The sequence below is a fragment of the Paenibacillus amylolyticus genome (assembly GCF_036894225.1).
GTDB lineage: Bacteria > Bacillota > Bacilli > Paenibacillales > Paenibacillaceae > Paenibacillus > Paenibacillus amylolyticus.
Window position 1 is genome coordinate 4,520,989 of sequence record NZ_CP145892.1, and the last position, 17,509, is coordinate 4,538,497.

Here is a 17,509-nt window from a genome sequence, read left to right on the forward strand (position 1 = left end):
TGAGTGTAATCTCCACTTCAGGATGTAGGCTGCTATTTATTTTAGGTTGAATGAAGTTCATAGGAGTGGATCATAAGTAAAACTGGTACTTTGAGGATGGAAAAGCGTACTTCTCTACGTTCATTTCAGATGATTCTTCGTTAAATGAGAGCTATCACCCAATGGAAAGATTACATAATTCACGTGATATTACAGGCATTGGAAGCTTGCAGGCCTGACCTGCCTGCATGTACCTCCATCTGATCAGATGATTATTGATGATAACACTTACAACATTTACCATAAAGCTGTGTCCTAGAGATTACATCTAACCAGCCGGCATGACCTATCTCATAGGTAACGGTCTGGTACACGGCTACCACATGCTCTTCATTCTATTCTCAATTAACCAAGGAGGCTTACGTAATGAAATTATTCCCATCCACATCCACTCATGTATCTGCACGATCTGCACGTTCTCTGAAGGAACGCTCCCTCAAATCCAAAATGGCCCATATCTGTCTGAGTGCTGCGTTCCCTCTATTATTAATTGGTGGTGGATCGGCCGGTGCTGAGGAACTGATCGAGAGCAGCTTGCAAAATCCCTCTGAATCGGTGGCGACTTCGAATATCGCACTTGCTGCTGGTGATCTGTATGTGTCTCCTGGCGGCTCAGCCAGCAATCCGGGAACCATCAACAGCCCTACGTCACTCGCTAACGCATTAACCCAGATCGCCCCAGGCAAAACCATCTATTTACGAGGCGGTAACTATAACTTCTCCCAGACCATTACCATTGAACGTGGCAACAGCGGCACATCGAGCCAACGTAAAAACCTGGTGGCGTATGGATCGGAAAAACCGGTCTTTGATTTCTCAGCCCAGGCCTTCGCTTCCACCAATCGTGGACTGCAAATGTTCGGAGACTACTGGTTCGTCAAAGGGCTTGAGGTGAAGGGTGCGGGCGACAACGGCATCTTCATCGGAGGCAGTTACAACCGTCTGGAGCAGATCGAGGCTCATCACAACCGGGATACGGGTATTCAAATGGGACGTTATGCTTCTACAGCCGCCAAGAGTGAATGGCCTGCATATAATGAGGTGATTCGTTCTTACTCCCACAACAACTATGACCCGGATGACGGCGAGGATGCCGACGGTTTTGCGGCCAAACTGACCGTAGGCCCGGGCAATGTCTTCGACGGTTGTATTGCGGCCTATAACGTGGACGATGGCTGGGATCTGTATAGCAAAACGGACACAGGCGCCATTGGCGCGGTTACGATCCGCAACAGCATTGCCTACGCCAATGGAGCAACGGCAGACGGTACTTCCACCTCTAACAGCGATGGCAACGGCTTCAAGCTGGGTGGTGAGAAGATTGCAGTGAATCATATCGTTGAGAACAGCATTGCGTTTAATAACAAAAAGCACGGCTTCACCTACAACAGCAATCCCGGTTCGATCCAGATGAAAAATAACACCTCCTGGAACAACGGGCAAAGCAACTTTGCCTTTGATGTAGGTACCCACATCTTCACCAACAACCTGTCCTTCCAAGGCGGCGCCAGTGACAAAACAAGCGGAACCGACGTCAGCAGCACCAACATCTGGTGGAAAAACAAAAAAAGCGAGAACGCCAAAGGCCTGCTCGCCAGCGTAGCCGACTTTGTCTCCCTCGTCCCTTCAGTAACACGTAGCGGGGACGGAACGCCTGTCTTGGGCAATTTCCTCAAGCTTGTGGGCGGCAGTGATCTGATCGGCTCGGGTACGCCAGTGGGTACGAATATTGGTGCACGGTAAGTGGTAGTTAGTAAAATAATAGAGTAATTAAATGCAAAATCCCCTTCCCCATTCCGCCTAAGCGGTGGTAACGGAGGAGGGGATTTTTGAATTGCTGTGTATTGTCTGCCGCTGGCTTATGAAGTAGGTAAATACTCACGGTTTAGCTAAAACCTCAATCATCAGTCTACCGCCTGTGCGAAAACCTTGCTCAAACGCCGCTTCCACATACATGGACGTGGATTGTCCGATCAAGTCTATCAGTTGCTCCAAGGCATCGTATTCGTTCCCCGTAAGCTGTGTTTTGTAATCCTGCATGAGGTCCGATATCTGGCGATTGATCTCCTGATACTCTTCTTGCTCAGGATGAATCGACTCGTCCAACCGCAGGTTCCCGTGAAACAAATCTTCGATCAGGTTTGACATGTTATCCCCACCTAGTCTTTTTACCAACTATTCTCACTATACTTTAGCGGATTTTACGCTAAAAATCAATAGCGGATAACACGCTAAAGTATGATGTTGATGAGGTGATGAACATGTATGCTCGTATACGCAATTTGCGTGAAGACAAAGACTTATCCCAAACACAGATGGCCACCTATCTTGGCTGTAGCCAACGTGTTTATAGCAACTATGAACGTGGTGAATTGGATATTCCAACGGCTATATTGATTAAACTGGCTGATTATCATCAGACCAGTACAGATTATCTTTTGAATCGGACAGATGTTAGGGGACCTTATCCATCAAAATGATTCGACTTGAGTTTTACATACCCGAGGCTAAGTCCACTCATGTTGAAAACAAAGCCAAACTAGTACCCTGGTAATGTATTCCCCCTTTCAAACTTGCTATGGGCGTTCGTCCGTAAGGATCATCAACCATAAGATCGTACTCTCTATAGATGAATGTCGGCGTATTAAAATTTTTCTATTGACCAACCATTCCTTAACAGCACGGAGACGTGGATTTTTTGATGTATTTCCAAGGAACAAGTCGATTCATATCCTCTTCTCTCCTGAACCAAACAGGCACGATATCAAACACATGTTTTAACGCTGATTCAGAACTATTTCACCAGAACAAACCACACGTACAATGATCATCATCCGCTGAATCGTATCAAGCTTGTCCAGCGACCTTCCATTCTGATAACCAGGTGAAGGAAGTGGAGAGTCCAGTAAGTTCTTGATTGCATCCAAAGACCGCTGTCATTCTTATCATCACTACCACTCTGCTTCTTTGCTGTAAATGTAAGTGGGGCATCTCCCCTACGCAGAAAGTTGTAGAGCACATGCGAAATATCAGGATCAACAGACACAAGGATTCCAAGCAAACCTTCTGCTGTATGATTTTATAGTTTGGTCAGATCAATAATATAAGTGCTTTGATACTTTTTGGGAGCCAATTGAATATATCCCCTCCGTTAGACGATCTTGGTGAGGTCATCCTCCCAACCCCCATCATCTGAAGCTTTATCGCAGCCGGAAGAACCGAATTCGCAAATGAATAAATGCTGTTTTACTATAGTGTTGCTACGGATTTAATTAGCATCCTCATACATTCATCACCACCCCCACGTTATCTTGCAAAAAAAAACAAAAAAGTAGACGTACTTATCTCGTCTACTTTTAGTGCAACTGCTCTCTCATTTAACTTGGGATTCGTAAAATTTTAATCTCTTGTCGAATTCGAATCGTGTTAGCAATTCGATTTTTTTAGTATTTTCCGAGAAAGCGTGAAATATAATGTCTATTTCTTCATTAGTTGTGTCTACATCCAATAATTTAGCAAGCATACTTTTTTGTTCGTTTTCCAAATCTATATCAGAAATATACTGTAAAATATAGAAAAACGGTTCATAAATTGTCCTAAAATAATAATCCACTTCAGGCTTATATCTAATACCCTTTTAACTTTCAACTAATAAATACGATAGTGCATCTAGCCCTTGACTTTCATCATTAATAAATGTATCAATTCTTTTATTCTTAATTTTTATCAATTCATTTACTGTTGTAATGGCAGTCTGTAGATTCAATAAACGTTGTTGCTTTTCAAGTTGGTCAGCAGATCTTGCAGTCTCTTCTCTCTGCATTTTTAATTCTTCAGTTTGCATTTGAATAGCATCTCTTTGTAAAGACAACTCCTCAGTCTGCATCTGTATAGCTTTTACTTGTAGATTCATTTCATTAGTTTGCATCTCTATGGACTTACTTTGCGCTCGCAATTCTTGTCTTTGTACTGCAATTGTGTAAATTAGTCCTGCGAAGGCAAGACCTGAGAACAACGCATTGACCGCTCCAAACATATCACCGAAGGTTCCTGCTTCTAACTCTTCATTGCTATAGATAAGCGGTATGTAATACCACGAAGCAGCCCACATGGAAATGATTAGTACTACAATCAACAATATATATCTCTTTTTCATCTGCCCACTCCTAATTAAATTATAATACAACATCTTCCAGTATCAGACAATAAACGACGGCGGTCAAGAATTAACATGAAGGAGGATAAAAAAGGACAAGCCATTGGCCTGTCCTTTAGTTGAATACTATTCTTCTAAGAAATGCATTCTTATCATTCTCAAGGCTGAAATCAAAGTTATTAACTTATAAACTTCTTCTTTTCCCCAAAGTGAAGGATTATCACGTCCATGCAAGACCCAGTTTCTATTTAGTAACATGAGTCTATCCCCATCAAATTGATGGTTTGTGAAGATATTGTTTTTTAGAAGATTAAGCACAGAAATACTGACTGTGTATAGGAAAGAAGTTTGATCTCCATTTTCAAGTGAAGCTTTTACTCTACGAATCAACCTGTTTCCGTAATCAATAGTTTGTTCATAATTTAATTCATGCTCAATAGCCGACACTAGTGAAGGGATGACAGCCTTGTACTTCCCATTATCTATAAAATAAAAACATTCTTCATAGAACGCTCGCCATTCTTGATGTGCTGTCATTATTATCTGTTTCTTCTCGGCCTCATATAAGTCAAAGTTGTCCGCTTCAAACTCCATCACGAACAGCCTATCTTTCTCTTCCTGACTATCTTCGCTATCAGCTATTCTTCTATAAGCACTAATTGAAAAATCAGATGATAAACACCAACCATAATTTGTGTTTATTAAACAAGCTTGATGAATACGTTCGTAAAAAGACAAATCACTAGTTTGTTCAAAACGTGGATAATCTTTGTGAATTATATCTTTTAAATCTTTTATAGCAGTAATGAGAGGATCATAATCAACTGAAGCTTTCCGTATCGCCTCTATTGTTGGTCCCAAGGTTTTTGCTATTCTAGTATTCTTCTCTACCCATTTATTTATATCCTGATTAAGATTCGCCATTGCCAAATCAAGTTGTTTGTTTATATTGGTGAGGTCTCGGTCCCTATAAATATTGTCCATATCCATCCCCCAAATATATATTTACAAGTAAAATATAGCATTTGTGTTGAGTTGGTTTCAACGTTTGGGTGACTATCATATAAATACGTACGATTATCACTCAGACGCTATTCTCCGCTCTTCAATCGACTGACCAATGCAAACATACATTCCCATGTTAGGAAGCTCAGAGCGGCTCACATTCTGTCATATGAGAGCAAAAGAAAAAGCACCACAATGGGTGCGTACATTCTCACTTTTTTTTATTCACTTCAAACATTTCAATTTTATCATATGCTATATAGTCTTTCTGACTTGCATAATCGCTGGAAGTGGCATTTCTATCAAAAATATAAAATTCTGATCCACTTATGCCACCTTGATTGTACCATCCTAAAAAATTGGCAATTTCCTTGGAGTTAAGTTCATACTGTCGCGTTAGTCCGCTTACTAAGTAAATAATTAATGAAGAATCACCAGTTTGAGAAGGGGGAGTAATAACCGGTTCTTCGGTGACTATTGAATCTGTTCCCTTTAAATCTATCTCGGACACAAATGCAGAATTAGATGCTGCCGTGTCTACTACTTCAACATGTGTAACAGATTTGTAATCAGCACTAGTATAAGAACTTTTTGTAGTAGCATTACCCGTTATAGACACCAGTAATTGATCTTTAGAATACATCTTCAGTCTGGTACTATTGGAAGCATTGAAGTAGTACCCCGTGATATCTTTAGGTTTACTAAAACTAAAAGAGTATGTAGTACCCGCTAATGGCTTACTATCGGTATAAGAATTTCCATCAATCCATTCGAAGGGAATATTTGTTGAGACAACTCCTTCTGGATTCCCTCTTAACAATCCGGCTTCAGGCGGATCTTGAACTGCTGCTTTAACCTCAGGCATAGGTGAAGACAAAAGTAAAATCGATAATAACGACAAACCCATTAATAACAACCTAAATTTGGCTTTCATAATCTTTCTCCTTATTATTTTTTTTGAGACTCGCTCATTTTACCTCCTTTGGGCATTATGGTCTACTACAGAACTGTTTCGCTCAATCCCATCTACTCCATACAACCTCTGCATTGCCCTAGTATCATCTTCCAAACAGGGATACGAGTGGTTCCTTGATCACTACAAAACTAAATGTTTTAAATCACCTCTTTCATATTTACAATTGCTTGATAATTTTATTTTATAAAAAAGAAATGGAGACGATATTATTCGTCACTTCATAAATAGTCTCTATATAGTTTTCTCATCCACTTAGTATGTTCTGGCGCACCAGGATTCAGATCCTCTAAAAAATAAAATCGATCCAACAACAATCTTTGTTTTAACTCATACCCCAAAACATAAAAAATTATGACCCTTTCATCATCAGATAGTTGCGAGAGAATAATCAGCGCATAGTCTGATTCCCTAGCATTAATATTTGTGTTCTTACAAAATTGTTCTGTCAACAGAAGCATGCAGTAAAAGTTATTTATATATTGCTTAATCCATTCTCCTCTTGGAGTCGATATTTCATTAAAAACCCTCTCTTTTAAATCATGCTCATTTTCCGCTAAGTTCGCTTGTCCTTCCAAGCCAAGACGGAAATAGTGAAGCCTTGTTACTTCAGTATCCTTACCAGTCTCAATCATTAATGAATTGGCTAATATATTATGGTGAAGTTCAATCATCTTAAAAAATGTGTTTTCAAAGCTTTGCTGTATCATTACATTTTTCTGTTCTTCCAGTTGATCAGCATTTCTGGCAACTTCCAGCCTCTGCATTTCAAGTTCTTTCCTTTGCAGACTCAATTCATATCGTTGAATAAATAAGGTGTATACAAGCCCACCAAAAGCAAAAGCAGAAAAAAGAGCATTAATTGCACCGAACATATCTCCAAATGTTCCTCTATCATCTTTAGGAATAAAAGTATAAATAAGTATCCCTGAAGCTGCCCAAATTATAAAAAAACTTATTAATATTGATTTTAGGGTCAAAACCCTATGTACCTTTTTCTCAGGAATCTTTAGTTCCTCTTTTGAATCTGCTTCTTCTGATGAGTTTTCTAGGATTTTAGGTGTATCTGGTATTTCCAACTCCTCAAACACATGCTTCTGTATGTGTTTGTGGTAGAACTCTTTTCTCTTACTCATAATATGTACATTCTCCTTAACAAGTAATAACTTCATGGAAAATTATACATAAAAAAGCTCAACCTGACTATGAAACCTTGATGGCTACATCCCTAAAAAGAAAAGCCATTCACTAATCAATGGCTTTAGCATGTTGGCTATTTATTTAGCAAATATTCGCAATATTTTAATACCTCATCTAAGATGTCAGAATTTTTTTTTCCAGAACCCGTGCTTTAAATTTGTTATATAATTTATCATTATTATCAACAAAATAATTGTTAAGTAAAATAGAATTCTCTTTTTTATAAACAGTTTCTATCTCCTTAATGACATCACTTACAGCAGCACTACTCTCACAGCCTAAGAACCTCTCAGCTTGACTAATAAATTGGACCGAGTTATATGAATTAAAAGTCTTACCTTCACTTTGATTAATTGTAAGACTGCGGACTCGTTGTTCATATAATTGCTCATGTGTTCAAAAAGCCCCATAATATACGCCCATATCTTCGAGCCTAGGTTTCCATAATATCCATCGAAAAATCGCTAAAATTTACTAAGGATTTGAATATCCATTCATCGCCCATAATGTTGAATAACAAAATAGGATGTTATACTTGCTGTACAAAAACTTACTTGCAATAAATTCAGTATTTATTCAACATATCCAAAATACGGAACTAGAACAAACTATCGTAGTACAAATTATAGTTTACATAAGCAGATTTGTAGTATTTAGCCTTAAAGTTGATTGGAGGAAAAGATTCATGAATATAGTAATTGAGAAGTTAAAAGTCACAGATATTGAAAGCTTGTATGAATTCGAAATTGAAAACAGAATTTTTTTCGAGGAAATGGTACCGTCTCGAGGAGATGATTATTACATACCTGAGGTTTTTAAAGTAAGGAATGCATCTCTGCTTGATGAACAAGTCAAAGGACTCTCCTTTTTTTATTTAATAAAAGACGAAAATAACTCGATTCTTGGAAGAATAAATTTAGTTGATATTGATGATTCAGATAAAATAGGATTTCTCGGCTATAGAGTGGGACAAATCCACACTGGAAAAGGTGTTGCTAAAAAAGCATTAAAATTATTACTCAATACAATAGTTGATTTAGATATTAAAGAAGTTAAGGCAAAAACAACTACCAACAATGTAGCATCTCAAAAAGTTTTAGAGCAAAACGGATTCGATCATACAGAAACTAGTGATAATGAATTTGAAATGAATGGGCAAGTGTTAAAATTCATTACTTATACATGGACAAATAAATCATAACTTTAATCACTATTCGGACGCGGCTGTTTAAGCTGAAGATCATAAGCCAAATTCCTCGTTCAAGATACTGAGGGGTTAGGCTTTTTTGTCTTTTAATATTCCTTATATTGTGAATTTCGCGTTCTTGATGTTATTCCATTGGGAAACTCATTGAGTATTGCAGATGAATTGGTTCTTACGCGCATTGAGTGAAACAAACTAGGTATATGTAATGGATCTATTAATTACTTACTTGATATAGTATTAACCGTTGACTCGCACACGTTTTTCCGAATTCGCTATACTGCAGTAACTTTTGAGCAATGAAAAGTTTCACTTTTCTCCGCAAAATATTACAGATCTATTGTTCATACCATTCATTCAATCAATTTCAAATTGTTGATACGCTCGATCTTTTGACCCAAAACTAAAACCTCAATATATTTTTCGTTTAACCACTCTAATGCTACTTGCCCTTCTTCTTTCAAGATAACGCCTCGCTGGCTTTTATACTGAAAGTTCTCTTTTGCCCATAACAATAGTATCTTTACATATTCTAACGTCTCAATTTCACATGTACTGTCCTCTTCATCTTCTTCTGCAAAGATATCTTCAAAAGTTGTAAAAGACTGGTCAGATCTTATTAAGTTCACATTCCCTCCACCTTCGTATAACGTTATTTCCCCTTTCAGTAATTCGATTAAGTTTCCGATCTCTTCCTGGATCGTGGCGAAGTCTCCAAATATATCCGATCCCAAAGAATTACTAATCAGATAACCATTCTTTAACGATGAATCAATGCCTAAGTCCACGATAACTTCGTTGAAATCTTCTTTATATTCAATGGTATACCTGTATTTAATCATGTTCGTATCTCCAATCAGTTGTGTCCAAGTCATTTCTTAAAAAACGCAGAAGAACCAAGGGAACAAAAAACAGATCAATCATAGTGATATCTGACCATAATCGACCTGTTCGATGTAACAGAGTAACATTAATTAGGGATGAACCCAAAGCCTTTTCCTGCGTACAACTCAATTGATGATGTCTTTATACAGAGCTTATGTTATTGATTGAATGATGGATTCACTCTGCCCTGGGTAGTCCCATCAAACTGTAACATGACTAATAACCTATCTATCCTATAAAAACAACAGCATCTTTGCGTTGAAATGCTAGGGGCAATTTATTTTGAAGAATTGTTATTCTTTCAAACATTTTATCCCTTTTTTCCTCAGTTAAGTTTTTTACCGCCCAATCTTTGATTTGAATTAGTTCCTCAATAATTGACTGTATATCTTCCTCCTCTACATCAACACCTGATGAAAACAGGTCTGTCCATTGTAACCCCAGTGCTTCAATCGCAGGTTGCCAACATTCTTTAAAAAACGATTCTGTAGCAATGGGAACAAAGAAACTCTGTTCAAAATCATTTTGCGGCTCATATATTACAGCACTGATTGACATGCACTTATTCACCTCCAAAAGTAGCACTAAATTTGTAGTCTGGAAACTCTTCTCTTTTGAGATGATATCTGGACATCTATTACTTATTTTTAAAATCTTTATCAAACTCAATCTTCTGTGCAAAATCGCAAACATTTCGAAAATCTTCTTTCATGTAAAACACACTTTTCTTTTCTGTTCACCAATGTACTCTTTCTCTTCTATTAATGATAGGATGACATAATTCATTTAGGAGTTAGTCTCTAGGATTCTTATCGCACCAATTGAATCATACGCACGGATAAACCGAAAGAAACGAAAATAACAAAAGAACAGATTAATCATGTTGATATCTTGACCACGATCAATTTGCTGTATTTGTTGAATGATGAATCAATACTTATAAGTAGCCTCTACTTAAATTTCCATAAAGATATTAAACAATCTTCACATACTTTATACAATGGCTTTAAAAGGAGCATGACCTGTTTCAGCATTTCTTAATAAAGTCGGTTTTCTAAAACGCAAACTGGTTTCCAGCTTGAAGATAGCGGTATCTCCTTCAATTTCTATAAAAGATACATTAATCCATATAGGAGCTTTCGGAAAAAGACCTCCTAAAACCCCAACAACATCTTCTAACAATAGTTTTTTACCACCAATATTCTCTTTAGATAACACAAGACGTTTCATCATTTCATCGCCACCATCTAACATTTTCCCCTGTTCCTCAACCGGCTCTATGATAAACTTAACGATATCGCTCGAAATGTTTTTTGCCTTTTTTATCTTATCAACGGCTTTAGATAAATTAGTCGAAAAAATTACCTCATTCATTTGAGTAGTCAAAATATCTCCCCCTATTATTTCAGTTTAGTTGAATATACTTTCTTTAATTTCCCTATATCAACATAACCACTTCTCGTTACTTCTAGTTGATATATCTCTAACCAAGCGTTTTCTGTCTTTATTCCAGCACTATTGAATATTTGCTCATATTTTTTAGCTTGCTCAGTTGTTGGTGTGTAGTGTCCTGATTCATTTGTTATTCTTCTAACATTTCCGTTTGCATCGACTTTTAGTTTTCCAGCAGCTTGAACATCAGCTCCACTTGCTAAATGAGAATGTCCTCTTCCAACATTTAAATTACCATCTACATCTATGACAAAGTCAACCTCTTTAATTCCATCTCGAATCTTAACTTGGCCATTCTTCAAAACATAGTCAAAACTCTTTCCTTGCTGAATCTCATTTGGATATCTATTTTCAATGATTTGGACAGGTCTAACATTACCCGTCCCCTTAATTTTACTCGCTTTCCTCGCCTCAGCCGCTTCCAAATTCTTTTTAATCTTCGCCACAGCTGGATGAGAAGAAGGTACGCGAAACGGCCCTTTGCCACCCGGCATACTCCCGCGAACCATCTGAAATGCCATAAATAGCTGGCTGAACTTTAGAGAAGTCAACATGATCTGAGCATACTTATCGGATACAGGCTCACCTGTGAAGGGATGAATTCCATTTTCAAAGGCTTTGATCTGCATCGCATAAATATCTTCCCCGGGCGCTTCAGCATCCGTAGCTTGCATCCGATTGATATCCAAATGCCCCTGATCCTTCTTATATGCCTGAAGGGCTGCCTGATCCGTAACACCATTCTCGTTCACAAGCATCCACATCAGCTTCCCATACACATTGACTTGCGCCATCCGGTAGCCTTTATCCTCCGTACCCGCATCATTACCCAAGGTCTTCATCATTGCTCCCGCACCCACAGCGCCAACAGCACTTCCAAGACTCACCTTTTCAGCATCGACATTCTCAAATCGCGTAGCGATCTCCTTGAGTTCCTTGGAGATGCCCACCATACTCTCCAGTGCTTTATCCAATATAGGGCGCGACTGTTCAAACTCATAGTAGAATCGCTCCTGCGTCGCCCCCATCCACATCATCTGAACGAACATGATCTGTCTCGTCAGTTCACTGCGAATATGCTCCAACTGTTGTCTGGCCTGATCCACCTGATTGGATACATGATGTAGTTGCTCAGGAGTCACCTTAATTGTACTCATCCGTTTTCACCGCTCATCTGATATATGATTAACCTATGTTAGCAGAAGTAATAGTACAATACATCCGCCTAACCTCCTGATTTCACTGCATGAATCCACGCTCAGAATGATTTATATCCGTCCTTCAGCCCCATACGATCTCTATGTAGGTGTATACATGTTCCAGAAGGTTTTCCTTTTACGACTACAGGATACTGTGGTATTTTACTGCGACAAGCCGAAAACAAATCATAGAATTAATGAAATACTTGACTTAAAGTGATAGATAGGGGTACTATATGTTTGTATAAATGGAATATATTACAATTTAGATATTTATTTTGGAATCTTATATTTTCAAGATGAGTATCAGAGCCTAACATAACTAAGATATCAGTCCGTATAAATGAGTTTTACATTTTGTCTGCAACACATAATCATTGGCAGGCATTCATTTTACATATACATTCCTACTTCATAGAGTTTTCTAGCCTGTAGAGTTCTACCTCCTTAATTTCTTTTTTAGTAAAGAAAAAAGGGGAAGAACCATCTTTAAAAGAGAGGAGGGCAAGAGGCTTTAAGCTGCAAGCAGGTCTATTTGTCGTAACCGCATGTTTTTGTAAAAAAGAATACCCATAACAAGAAAGGTGGAATTTATTGCTATGAGAAAATTGATTAGTTTAGCTCTTATTCTTGTTCTAGTGCTTTCATTTAATGTAGCTGCCTATGCAGACGGTGATGTGACTCAAGCCAAACCTATGACAAAGGAAGAAATTATTAATTCCAAAGAATTCCGTGAAGCTGTGAAAGCGGCTAAGGCTGAATTTGAATCCCAGAAGGCTGATAATGCGGGTGGTCCAGTTCTGTTTGCGCCTGCTCCGAAAGTATCTCACATTAATGTATACGGTGTCGTATCTCCTAATGGCGGTCAAGAAATTTACGGCTTCAATAACAACCCGCTCTCCACGACCAATGATCACGGTGGGGCTTGGATTCAGTGTATTACTTTCCAGATCGGTTATGACAGCAGTCACTACGGCACACTCGCCGGCAATACAATGACAAACAACTGGTCTGAAGCTATTGATCTGGACGGTGACCGTGTCGTAGATGCTTGGGCCTATTCTTGGGTTTATGAAGCGCCTACTACAGGGGGACAATTTGTAGGTACAGTCTATTCCATTAATATTCCAACTCAGTGGACCGCTTGGATTAATGTTCGCTAACAGGAAGGATGTAATATGAATATTGGAGGATTTGGCTATCCTGGTTCTATCCTGAGGAATACGGAAAGTAAGCCCAAAAGCTCATCAGCTTTGGACATGGATTTAATAATTCTTGATCAGGCGCAGGGATATACATCCCCTGCGTCTTTTCTCATTGTGACCTTAAAGGGCCGACTTTGTATAGGAACCCACCGTTGCACAGCAGGCTACTTGCCCTCTGCTTGTAAGAATACATACGTACTCTCGTCAGATCGCTCTTCTGAAAAGGCAAAGTTTAACCGATCAAAGTTTCTTACGTCCTTCACATCTGTAATCTTGTGCTCTGCCATATAACGTACCATTTCACCTCTGGCCATCTTGGCCCAGGTTGCCTTTTCAACAAGCTTCCCATTGACCATCTGTCCGAATACACATGTAATGAACCGGGTTTCCTCGCTCAGAAAAGGCAAAATATTTTTACTATACTCTTTGGAAGCTAGATTTAGGATGTAGTTGCTTTCTGATTGAAGCTGATCTGCGAGTTTGCTGCCCCAGAATTGATAGAGTGATTTGAAGCCCGGACCTTGCAGCTTGCCCTGCATCTCCAAACGATAAGGGGTAACCCCATCCAAAGGCCGCAACATGCCATAAAAACCGGATAATATACGTAAATGCTGCTGAAGATACGCCAGTTCCTCATTTTGAAAAACACCAGGAGCCATATATTGATACTGAATGCCCTCGTAGGAATATATGGCTGGTGTCAGATTTGCTTTAATATTCATATTCTGAATCCGCTCCACGTTCTGTTCGGCGATTGCATCGTTACACTTCCACATCGCTTTGAGTTCGTCATAGGATAACTTTTGAAGCAGACTTAACAGCTGTTCTGACTCGTTAATAAATTGCGGCATCTGCGCGATAGCCATAAGATCGGTGTCAATCTTCATCTTTTTAGCTGGTGATATGATAATTCTCATCGTGCTGATCCATCCTTAATCTACCGTTGTTTTTGTCGTTATCCATTGTACAGGATTGGACAGACGAATCCAATGCTATGGTTTAACTAAATCACTCATAGTGCCTTTGAAAGACTCAAAAATGAACAAGTCAGCCCACAATTGGACCGGCTTGTTCATTAGAATTCAACACATTCAATTGATGAGAAAGCAAGGCATGCATTTCAAACCGCTATTAGGGAGATACGCTCCCCGCGCCACTATTTTGCTCTGTTTTTGTAGTTGGCAATTGAATCATTGGCGTATTTGACCCACTTACATAGGGAAGTGCTCCATCCCATTTCTTGATGGTTTCATATTCAACGAGTTGACTCGATAATGATTGTTGAAGCTCTTTATTTGCTTTAGCTTGACCTTCTGCTTCGATCAATAGTTTGTCTGCATTACCTTGCGCTTCCACGCGCTTGCGATCTGCTTCTTTTTTGGCGATCTCAAGTTCAGTCGTTTTACGTTCCAGTTCTTGAGAAGCTTCAACACGCTTATCGATTGCTTCCTGAGTCTTGGCGTCAGGTTGAGGAACACCTACAGTAACGTTGGATACAATAAAGCCTAATTCTTTAACGTCATCAGAAAAACGTTGTTGCACATCCACTCCTGCTTCGGATGACTTTTCACCATACACATCAATGACTGTAAACTTGGAAATCCCCTTACGAGCTGCGTCACGGAAACGTGTTTTGAGATATGTATCCTCAATTTCTTGAATGCTAATTGGCCCAAATGTATTAAAGATAGAAGATACTTTACTTGGTTCTACTTGGTAGTTGTAAGCAAAATCGATTGTGATGTTTTTCCCGTCAGAAGTAGCAATCTGAATATCTCTGTATTCCACCGTTTGAATTCGGATCGGATATTTCGTCACTTTATCAAACGCTCCAACGAGTTTCCACCCTTGACTCAGTGTGCTATCTTTTACGCCTCCATTTGGTGAATATACGACCCCAACATATCCATTAGGAATTCGTGTTAAAAAGAAGGTCACCATTAGCACGCCCACAATAATAACTAATGCAACCGCAATTGCCCCTACCCTAAACGTCTTTGAATTCTTCATCACCATTCTCCTCTTGTTTGAATTTATTGTATTTCTTCAGAATTCTACTACCTATTTTATTGAATAGCGGGAACATTAATGACCATAGAATAAATGCTAGGATAAAAATTAAAATGATTCCCCCAATAAATGGCATATCCGTCCTCCCCTCTATGGATGTAACCGAGTACAAATTTATAAATGGTAACTAATTATATCCTCTTTTATATATACTTTGTAAAATGGTATTAGGTTTCAAGGATATTCAGCACTTGAACTGAAGAAAATGGTGAGTCAGTGACATCCTTTACCCGATTCCTATCAAGGAAGGGATCATCAATTCATCTGGGTATTATGGTTCAGGCCATAGTTGCACCCATTGCTCTTCTCTCTTGGTGTATACAAATTCCTGCGGATTGTCCTTGAATTTGACGACTACAGGATACATCGGCATTTTACTGCGACGAGCAGTGATGCTAATGATATCATGTTCATCCACACCCTTTTCAACGATTAAATACGTTCTTAAACCTTCTTCAAGTTTCTTCATATCATTCTTATAAGAGCCGTACCATGTGACTGAGGCTACAACTATTAGTGCAATTACAATCAATACTCCCTTTAGAAATTTCATTTTATTCACCTCACTTTAGCCTGTAGTTTGTAATTCTATTAATATTCCCGTTTATTATCACCATCATTTGGTAACCACTATCTTTTCCGATTTTCCTTCCCAATCAATCTGAACTAGAAATTCATTCTCATCCAAAAACGGGGACATCCCTTCAGCTTTTCCTCTGATTACAGTATTAAAAGGAACTTCTCCTGTAGAATGAATATTTTCGCTCATAAATTTGGTTTTAACTTTTTCAATTAATGAAGGATTATCTCCTAAGTACCTAATTTCATATTCATAGCTTGCTACATCGCTATTACTTTGAACTGTACATGAGACACGCCAATTCTCACTCTCTCCTGTATATGAAGAGACTTTGTTTGAACAAGCGGATGCTGTCAATAGAAGAAGAAAAAGCAAAAAAAACGATACTCTCTTCATAATAAATCCTCCTTTATAGTCAAGCTATAGTAAATACTAAATTAGCAAAATAAGAGATCATAATAAATTACATCTAAGGAAACGGAGAATTAACATGAATTTCTTCTTAAAAACACCGATCTCACTCAAGTGAAAAATGAAATTCTCACATATTCACCAGAACTGATCTACATGCTTGTAAAATCGTTTATGAATCGTTCTCAGTGGATCTGTCGCATTTGTATGACAATCTGCCAAAGTGAACTATAACACTCCGTTCAAGCCACCGAATAACCGCCCTAGAACATCAAAATATATTATGATGAAAGACAATATTATAGATATTGGTAGTATAATCAAAAATTTAAGTCTTTTCGTAGGAACAATAAATAATAGAATAATGACCATGATTAGATATATTCCCATAAGTATTGGGATCAAATAGTAATGAGTATGCTCGGGCAAGTAAGCGTCCCGCAATTGATACCCTTCGGACAGTAGAGCTGTGATTGGAAGGGATACAGCTAAACTAGATACCCATCCATTGCCACGTGCATACCACATTACATAAGCACACATCGGAGATACTACTGCACACATCCCCCAAAAAATAATTTCTTTCATTGGAACGAAATGTAGAAAAAACACGGTGTATAGATAATAAACAGTTAGCAGCGACACAAAAAAGAAGAATACCTTAACTGCTGCTAGTTTAGGAGAATAACTAATAACCGATATGAGTGTGGCAACAAAAATCCAAATACCTAGACGCCCACCAATATCGTCAAATATGGGGTTAATTCCCTGAGCATCCACAAGCTTTGCCGCTAAACCTAAAATCACTCCGATGGTTATCACATTTATAATTGAAAGGACATTTTGTTTTGTAGTGGATTGTTTTTCAACTCTAATTTGATATAACTTATTATGTATTCCCACTTCAATCCTCCAACTTCCATAATTCCTATATTCTAACACAGTCGATCCAGCCTGTTCGTTCTGTTCCTCAGAATAATTTTATTGATATTCCACTAAAACGGTTCTATGCACACTCCTCGTCTGCATAACCAAAATATAAAACAAACCCCGGTAGCACATCTGCATTCAGCAGCGTACAGCCGAGGTTCATCATTATCATTTCAAATATTACACTACATATCTCTACT

The 17,509-nt window shown here is 38.5% G+C and carries 18 protein-coding genes and 2 pseudogenes; 4 read left to right on the top strand and 16 right to left on the bottom strand.

Annotation, left to right across the window (positions count from 1 at the left end):
* Positions 1-405 precede the first annotated feature (405 nt).
* Entirely contained in the window at positions 406-1,782 is a 1,377-nt protein-coding gene (locus tag V6668_RS20075) for a right-handed parallel beta-helix repeat-containing protein (protein WP_338706508.1), read from the top strand.
* A gap of 135 nt (positions 1,783-1,917) precedes the next feature.
* On the opposite strand, the gene V6668_RS20080 is transcribed toward V6668_RS20075, so the two are convergent.
* Positions 1,918-2,187, bottom strand: a complete 270-nt coding sequence (locus V6668_RS20080) for a DUF6809 family protein (protein WP_338706509.1) — start codon at positions 2,185-2,187, stop codon at positions 1,918-1,920.
* A 113-nt stretch (positions 2,188-2,300) separates the two neighbouring features.
* Between V6668_RS20080 and V6668_RS20085 the strand changes: the two genes are divergently transcribed.
* Positions 2,301-2,519: a helix-turn-helix transcriptional regulator gene (locus V6668_RS20085; protein WP_338706510.1), complete on the top strand. Its 219-nt coding sequence runs from the start codon at positions 2,301-2,303 to the stop codon at positions 2,517-2,519.
* A gap of 297 nt (positions 2,520-2,816) precedes the next feature.
* Here V6668_RS20085 and V6668_RS20090 read toward each other — a convergent pair whose 3' ends face one another.
* From V6668_RS20090 to V6668_RS20110, 5 genes are all read right to left on the bottom strand, one after another.
* Positions 2,817-2,966, bottom strand: a complete 150-nt coding sequence (locus tag V6668_RS20090; protein ID WP_338706511.1) for a hypothetical protein — start codon at positions 2,964-2,966, stop codon at positions 2,817-2,819.
* Positions 2,967-3,676: 710 nt separating this feature from the next.
* Positions 3,677-4,195 carry a hypothetical protein gene (locus V6668_RS20095; protein ID WP_338706512.1) on the bottom strand — a complete coding sequence of 173 codons (519 nt, stop codon included), beginning with the start codon at positions 4,193-4,195 and terminating at the stop codon, positions 3,677-3,679.
* A gap of 126 nt (positions 4,196-4,321) precedes the next feature.
* Positions 4,322-5,179, bottom strand: coding sequence for a hypothetical protein (locus V6668_RS20100; RefSeq protein ID WP_338706513.1), 858 nt, complete (start codon positions 5,177-5,179; stop codon positions 4,322-4,324).
* 232 nt (positions 5,180-5,411) lie between these two features.
* On the bottom strand, positions 5,412-6,134 hold the full coding sequence (locus tag V6668_RS20105) for a hypothetical protein (RefSeq protein ID WP_338706514.1): 723 nt from the start codon (positions 6,132-6,134) through the stop codon (positions 5,412-5,414).
* 260 nt (positions 6,135-6,394) lie between these two features.
* Positions 6,395-7,309, bottom strand: coding sequence for a hypothetical protein (locus tag V6668_RS20110; protein WP_338706515.1), 915 nt, complete (start codon positions 7,307-7,309; stop codon positions 6,395-6,397).
* A 749-nt stretch (positions 7,310-8,058) separates the two neighbouring features.
* Between V6668_RS20110 and V6668_RS20115 the strand changes: the two genes are divergently transcribed.
* Entirely contained in the window at positions 8,059-8,574 is a 516-nt protein-coding gene (locus V6668_RS20115) for a GNAT family protein (protein ID WP_338706516.1), read from the top strand.
* Positions 8,575-8,930: 356 nt separating this feature from the next.
* Here V6668_RS20115 and V6668_RS20120 read toward each other — a convergent pair whose 3' ends face one another.
* From V6668_RS20120 to V6668_RS20140, 5 genes and pseudogenes are all read right to left on the bottom strand, one after another.
* Complete coding sequence (locus V6668_RS20120) at positions 8,931-9,419, bottom strand: hypothetical protein (RefSeq protein WP_338706517.1); 489 nt, start codon at positions 9,417-9,419, stop codon at positions 8,931-8,933.
* Between the two features lie 271 nt (positions 9,420-9,690).
* On the bottom strand, positions 9,691-10,020 hold the full coding sequence (locus tag V6668_RS20125; protein ID WP_338706518.1) for a hypothetical protein: 330 nt from the start codon (positions 10,018-10,020) through the stop codon (positions 9,691-9,693).
* A 435-nt stretch (positions 10,021-10,455) separates the two neighbouring features.
* Positions 10,456-10,836, bottom strand: coding sequence for a hypothetical protein (locus V6668_RS20130; RefSeq protein ID WP_338708979.1), 381 nt, complete (start codon positions 10,834-10,836; stop codon positions 10,456-10,458).
* 26 nt (positions 10,837-10,862) lie between these two features.
* Positions 10,863-11,276, bottom strand: a pseudogene (locus tag V6668_RS20135) (hypothetical protein); the annotation flags it as partial.
* Positions 11,277-11,810: 534 nt separating this feature from the next.
* Positions 11,811-12,071 (bottom strand): annotated as a pseudogene (locus tag V6668_RS20140) (WXG100 family type VII secretion target); the annotation flags it as partial.
* Between the two features lie 641 nt (positions 12,072-12,712).
* Between V6668_RS20140 and V6668_RS20145 the strand changes: the two are divergent.
* Positions 12,713-13,276, top strand: coding sequence for a DUF4879 domain-containing protein (locus V6668_RS20145; RefSeq protein ID WP_338706519.1), 564 nt, complete (start codon positions 12,713-12,715; stop codon positions 13,274-13,276).
* A 206-nt stretch (positions 13,277-13,482) separates the two neighbouring features.
* Here V6668_RS20145 and yaaA read toward each other — a convergent pair whose 3' ends face one another.
* From yaaA to V6668_RS20170, 5 genes are all read right to left on the bottom strand, one after another.
* A complete protein-coding gene (gene yaaA / locus V6668_RS20150) occupies positions 13,483-14,235 on the bottom strand; it encodes a peroxide stress protein YaaA (RefSeq protein WP_338706520.1) in 753 nt (250 codons plus the stop codon).
* 214 nt (positions 14,236-14,449) lie between these two features.
* Positions 14,450-15,328 (bottom strand): prohibitin family protein, encoded by an 879-nt coding sequence (locus V6668_RS20155; RefSeq protein ID WP_081746030.1) that lies wholly within the window; start codon positions 15,326-15,328, stop codon positions 14,450-14,452.
* Between the two features lie 331 nt (positions 15,329-15,659).
* Positions 15,660-15,941, bottom strand: coding sequence for a DUF3139 domain-containing protein (locus V6668_RS20160; RefSeq protein ID WP_338706521.1), 282 nt, complete (start codon positions 15,939-15,941; stop codon positions 15,660-15,662).
* Positions 15,942-16,004: 63 nt separating this feature from the next.
* Positions 16,005-16,364: a hypothetical protein gene (locus tag V6668_RS20165; protein WP_338706522.1), complete on the bottom strand. Its 360-nt coding sequence runs from the start codon at positions 16,362-16,364 to the stop codon at positions 16,005-16,007.
* A 243-nt stretch (positions 16,365-16,607) separates the two neighbouring features.
* Entirely contained in the window at positions 16,608-17,282 is a 675-nt protein-coding gene (locus V6668_RS20170; RefSeq protein ID WP_338706523.1) for a DUF6518 family protein, read from the bottom strand.
* Positions 17,283-17,509 lie beyond the last annotated feature (227 nt).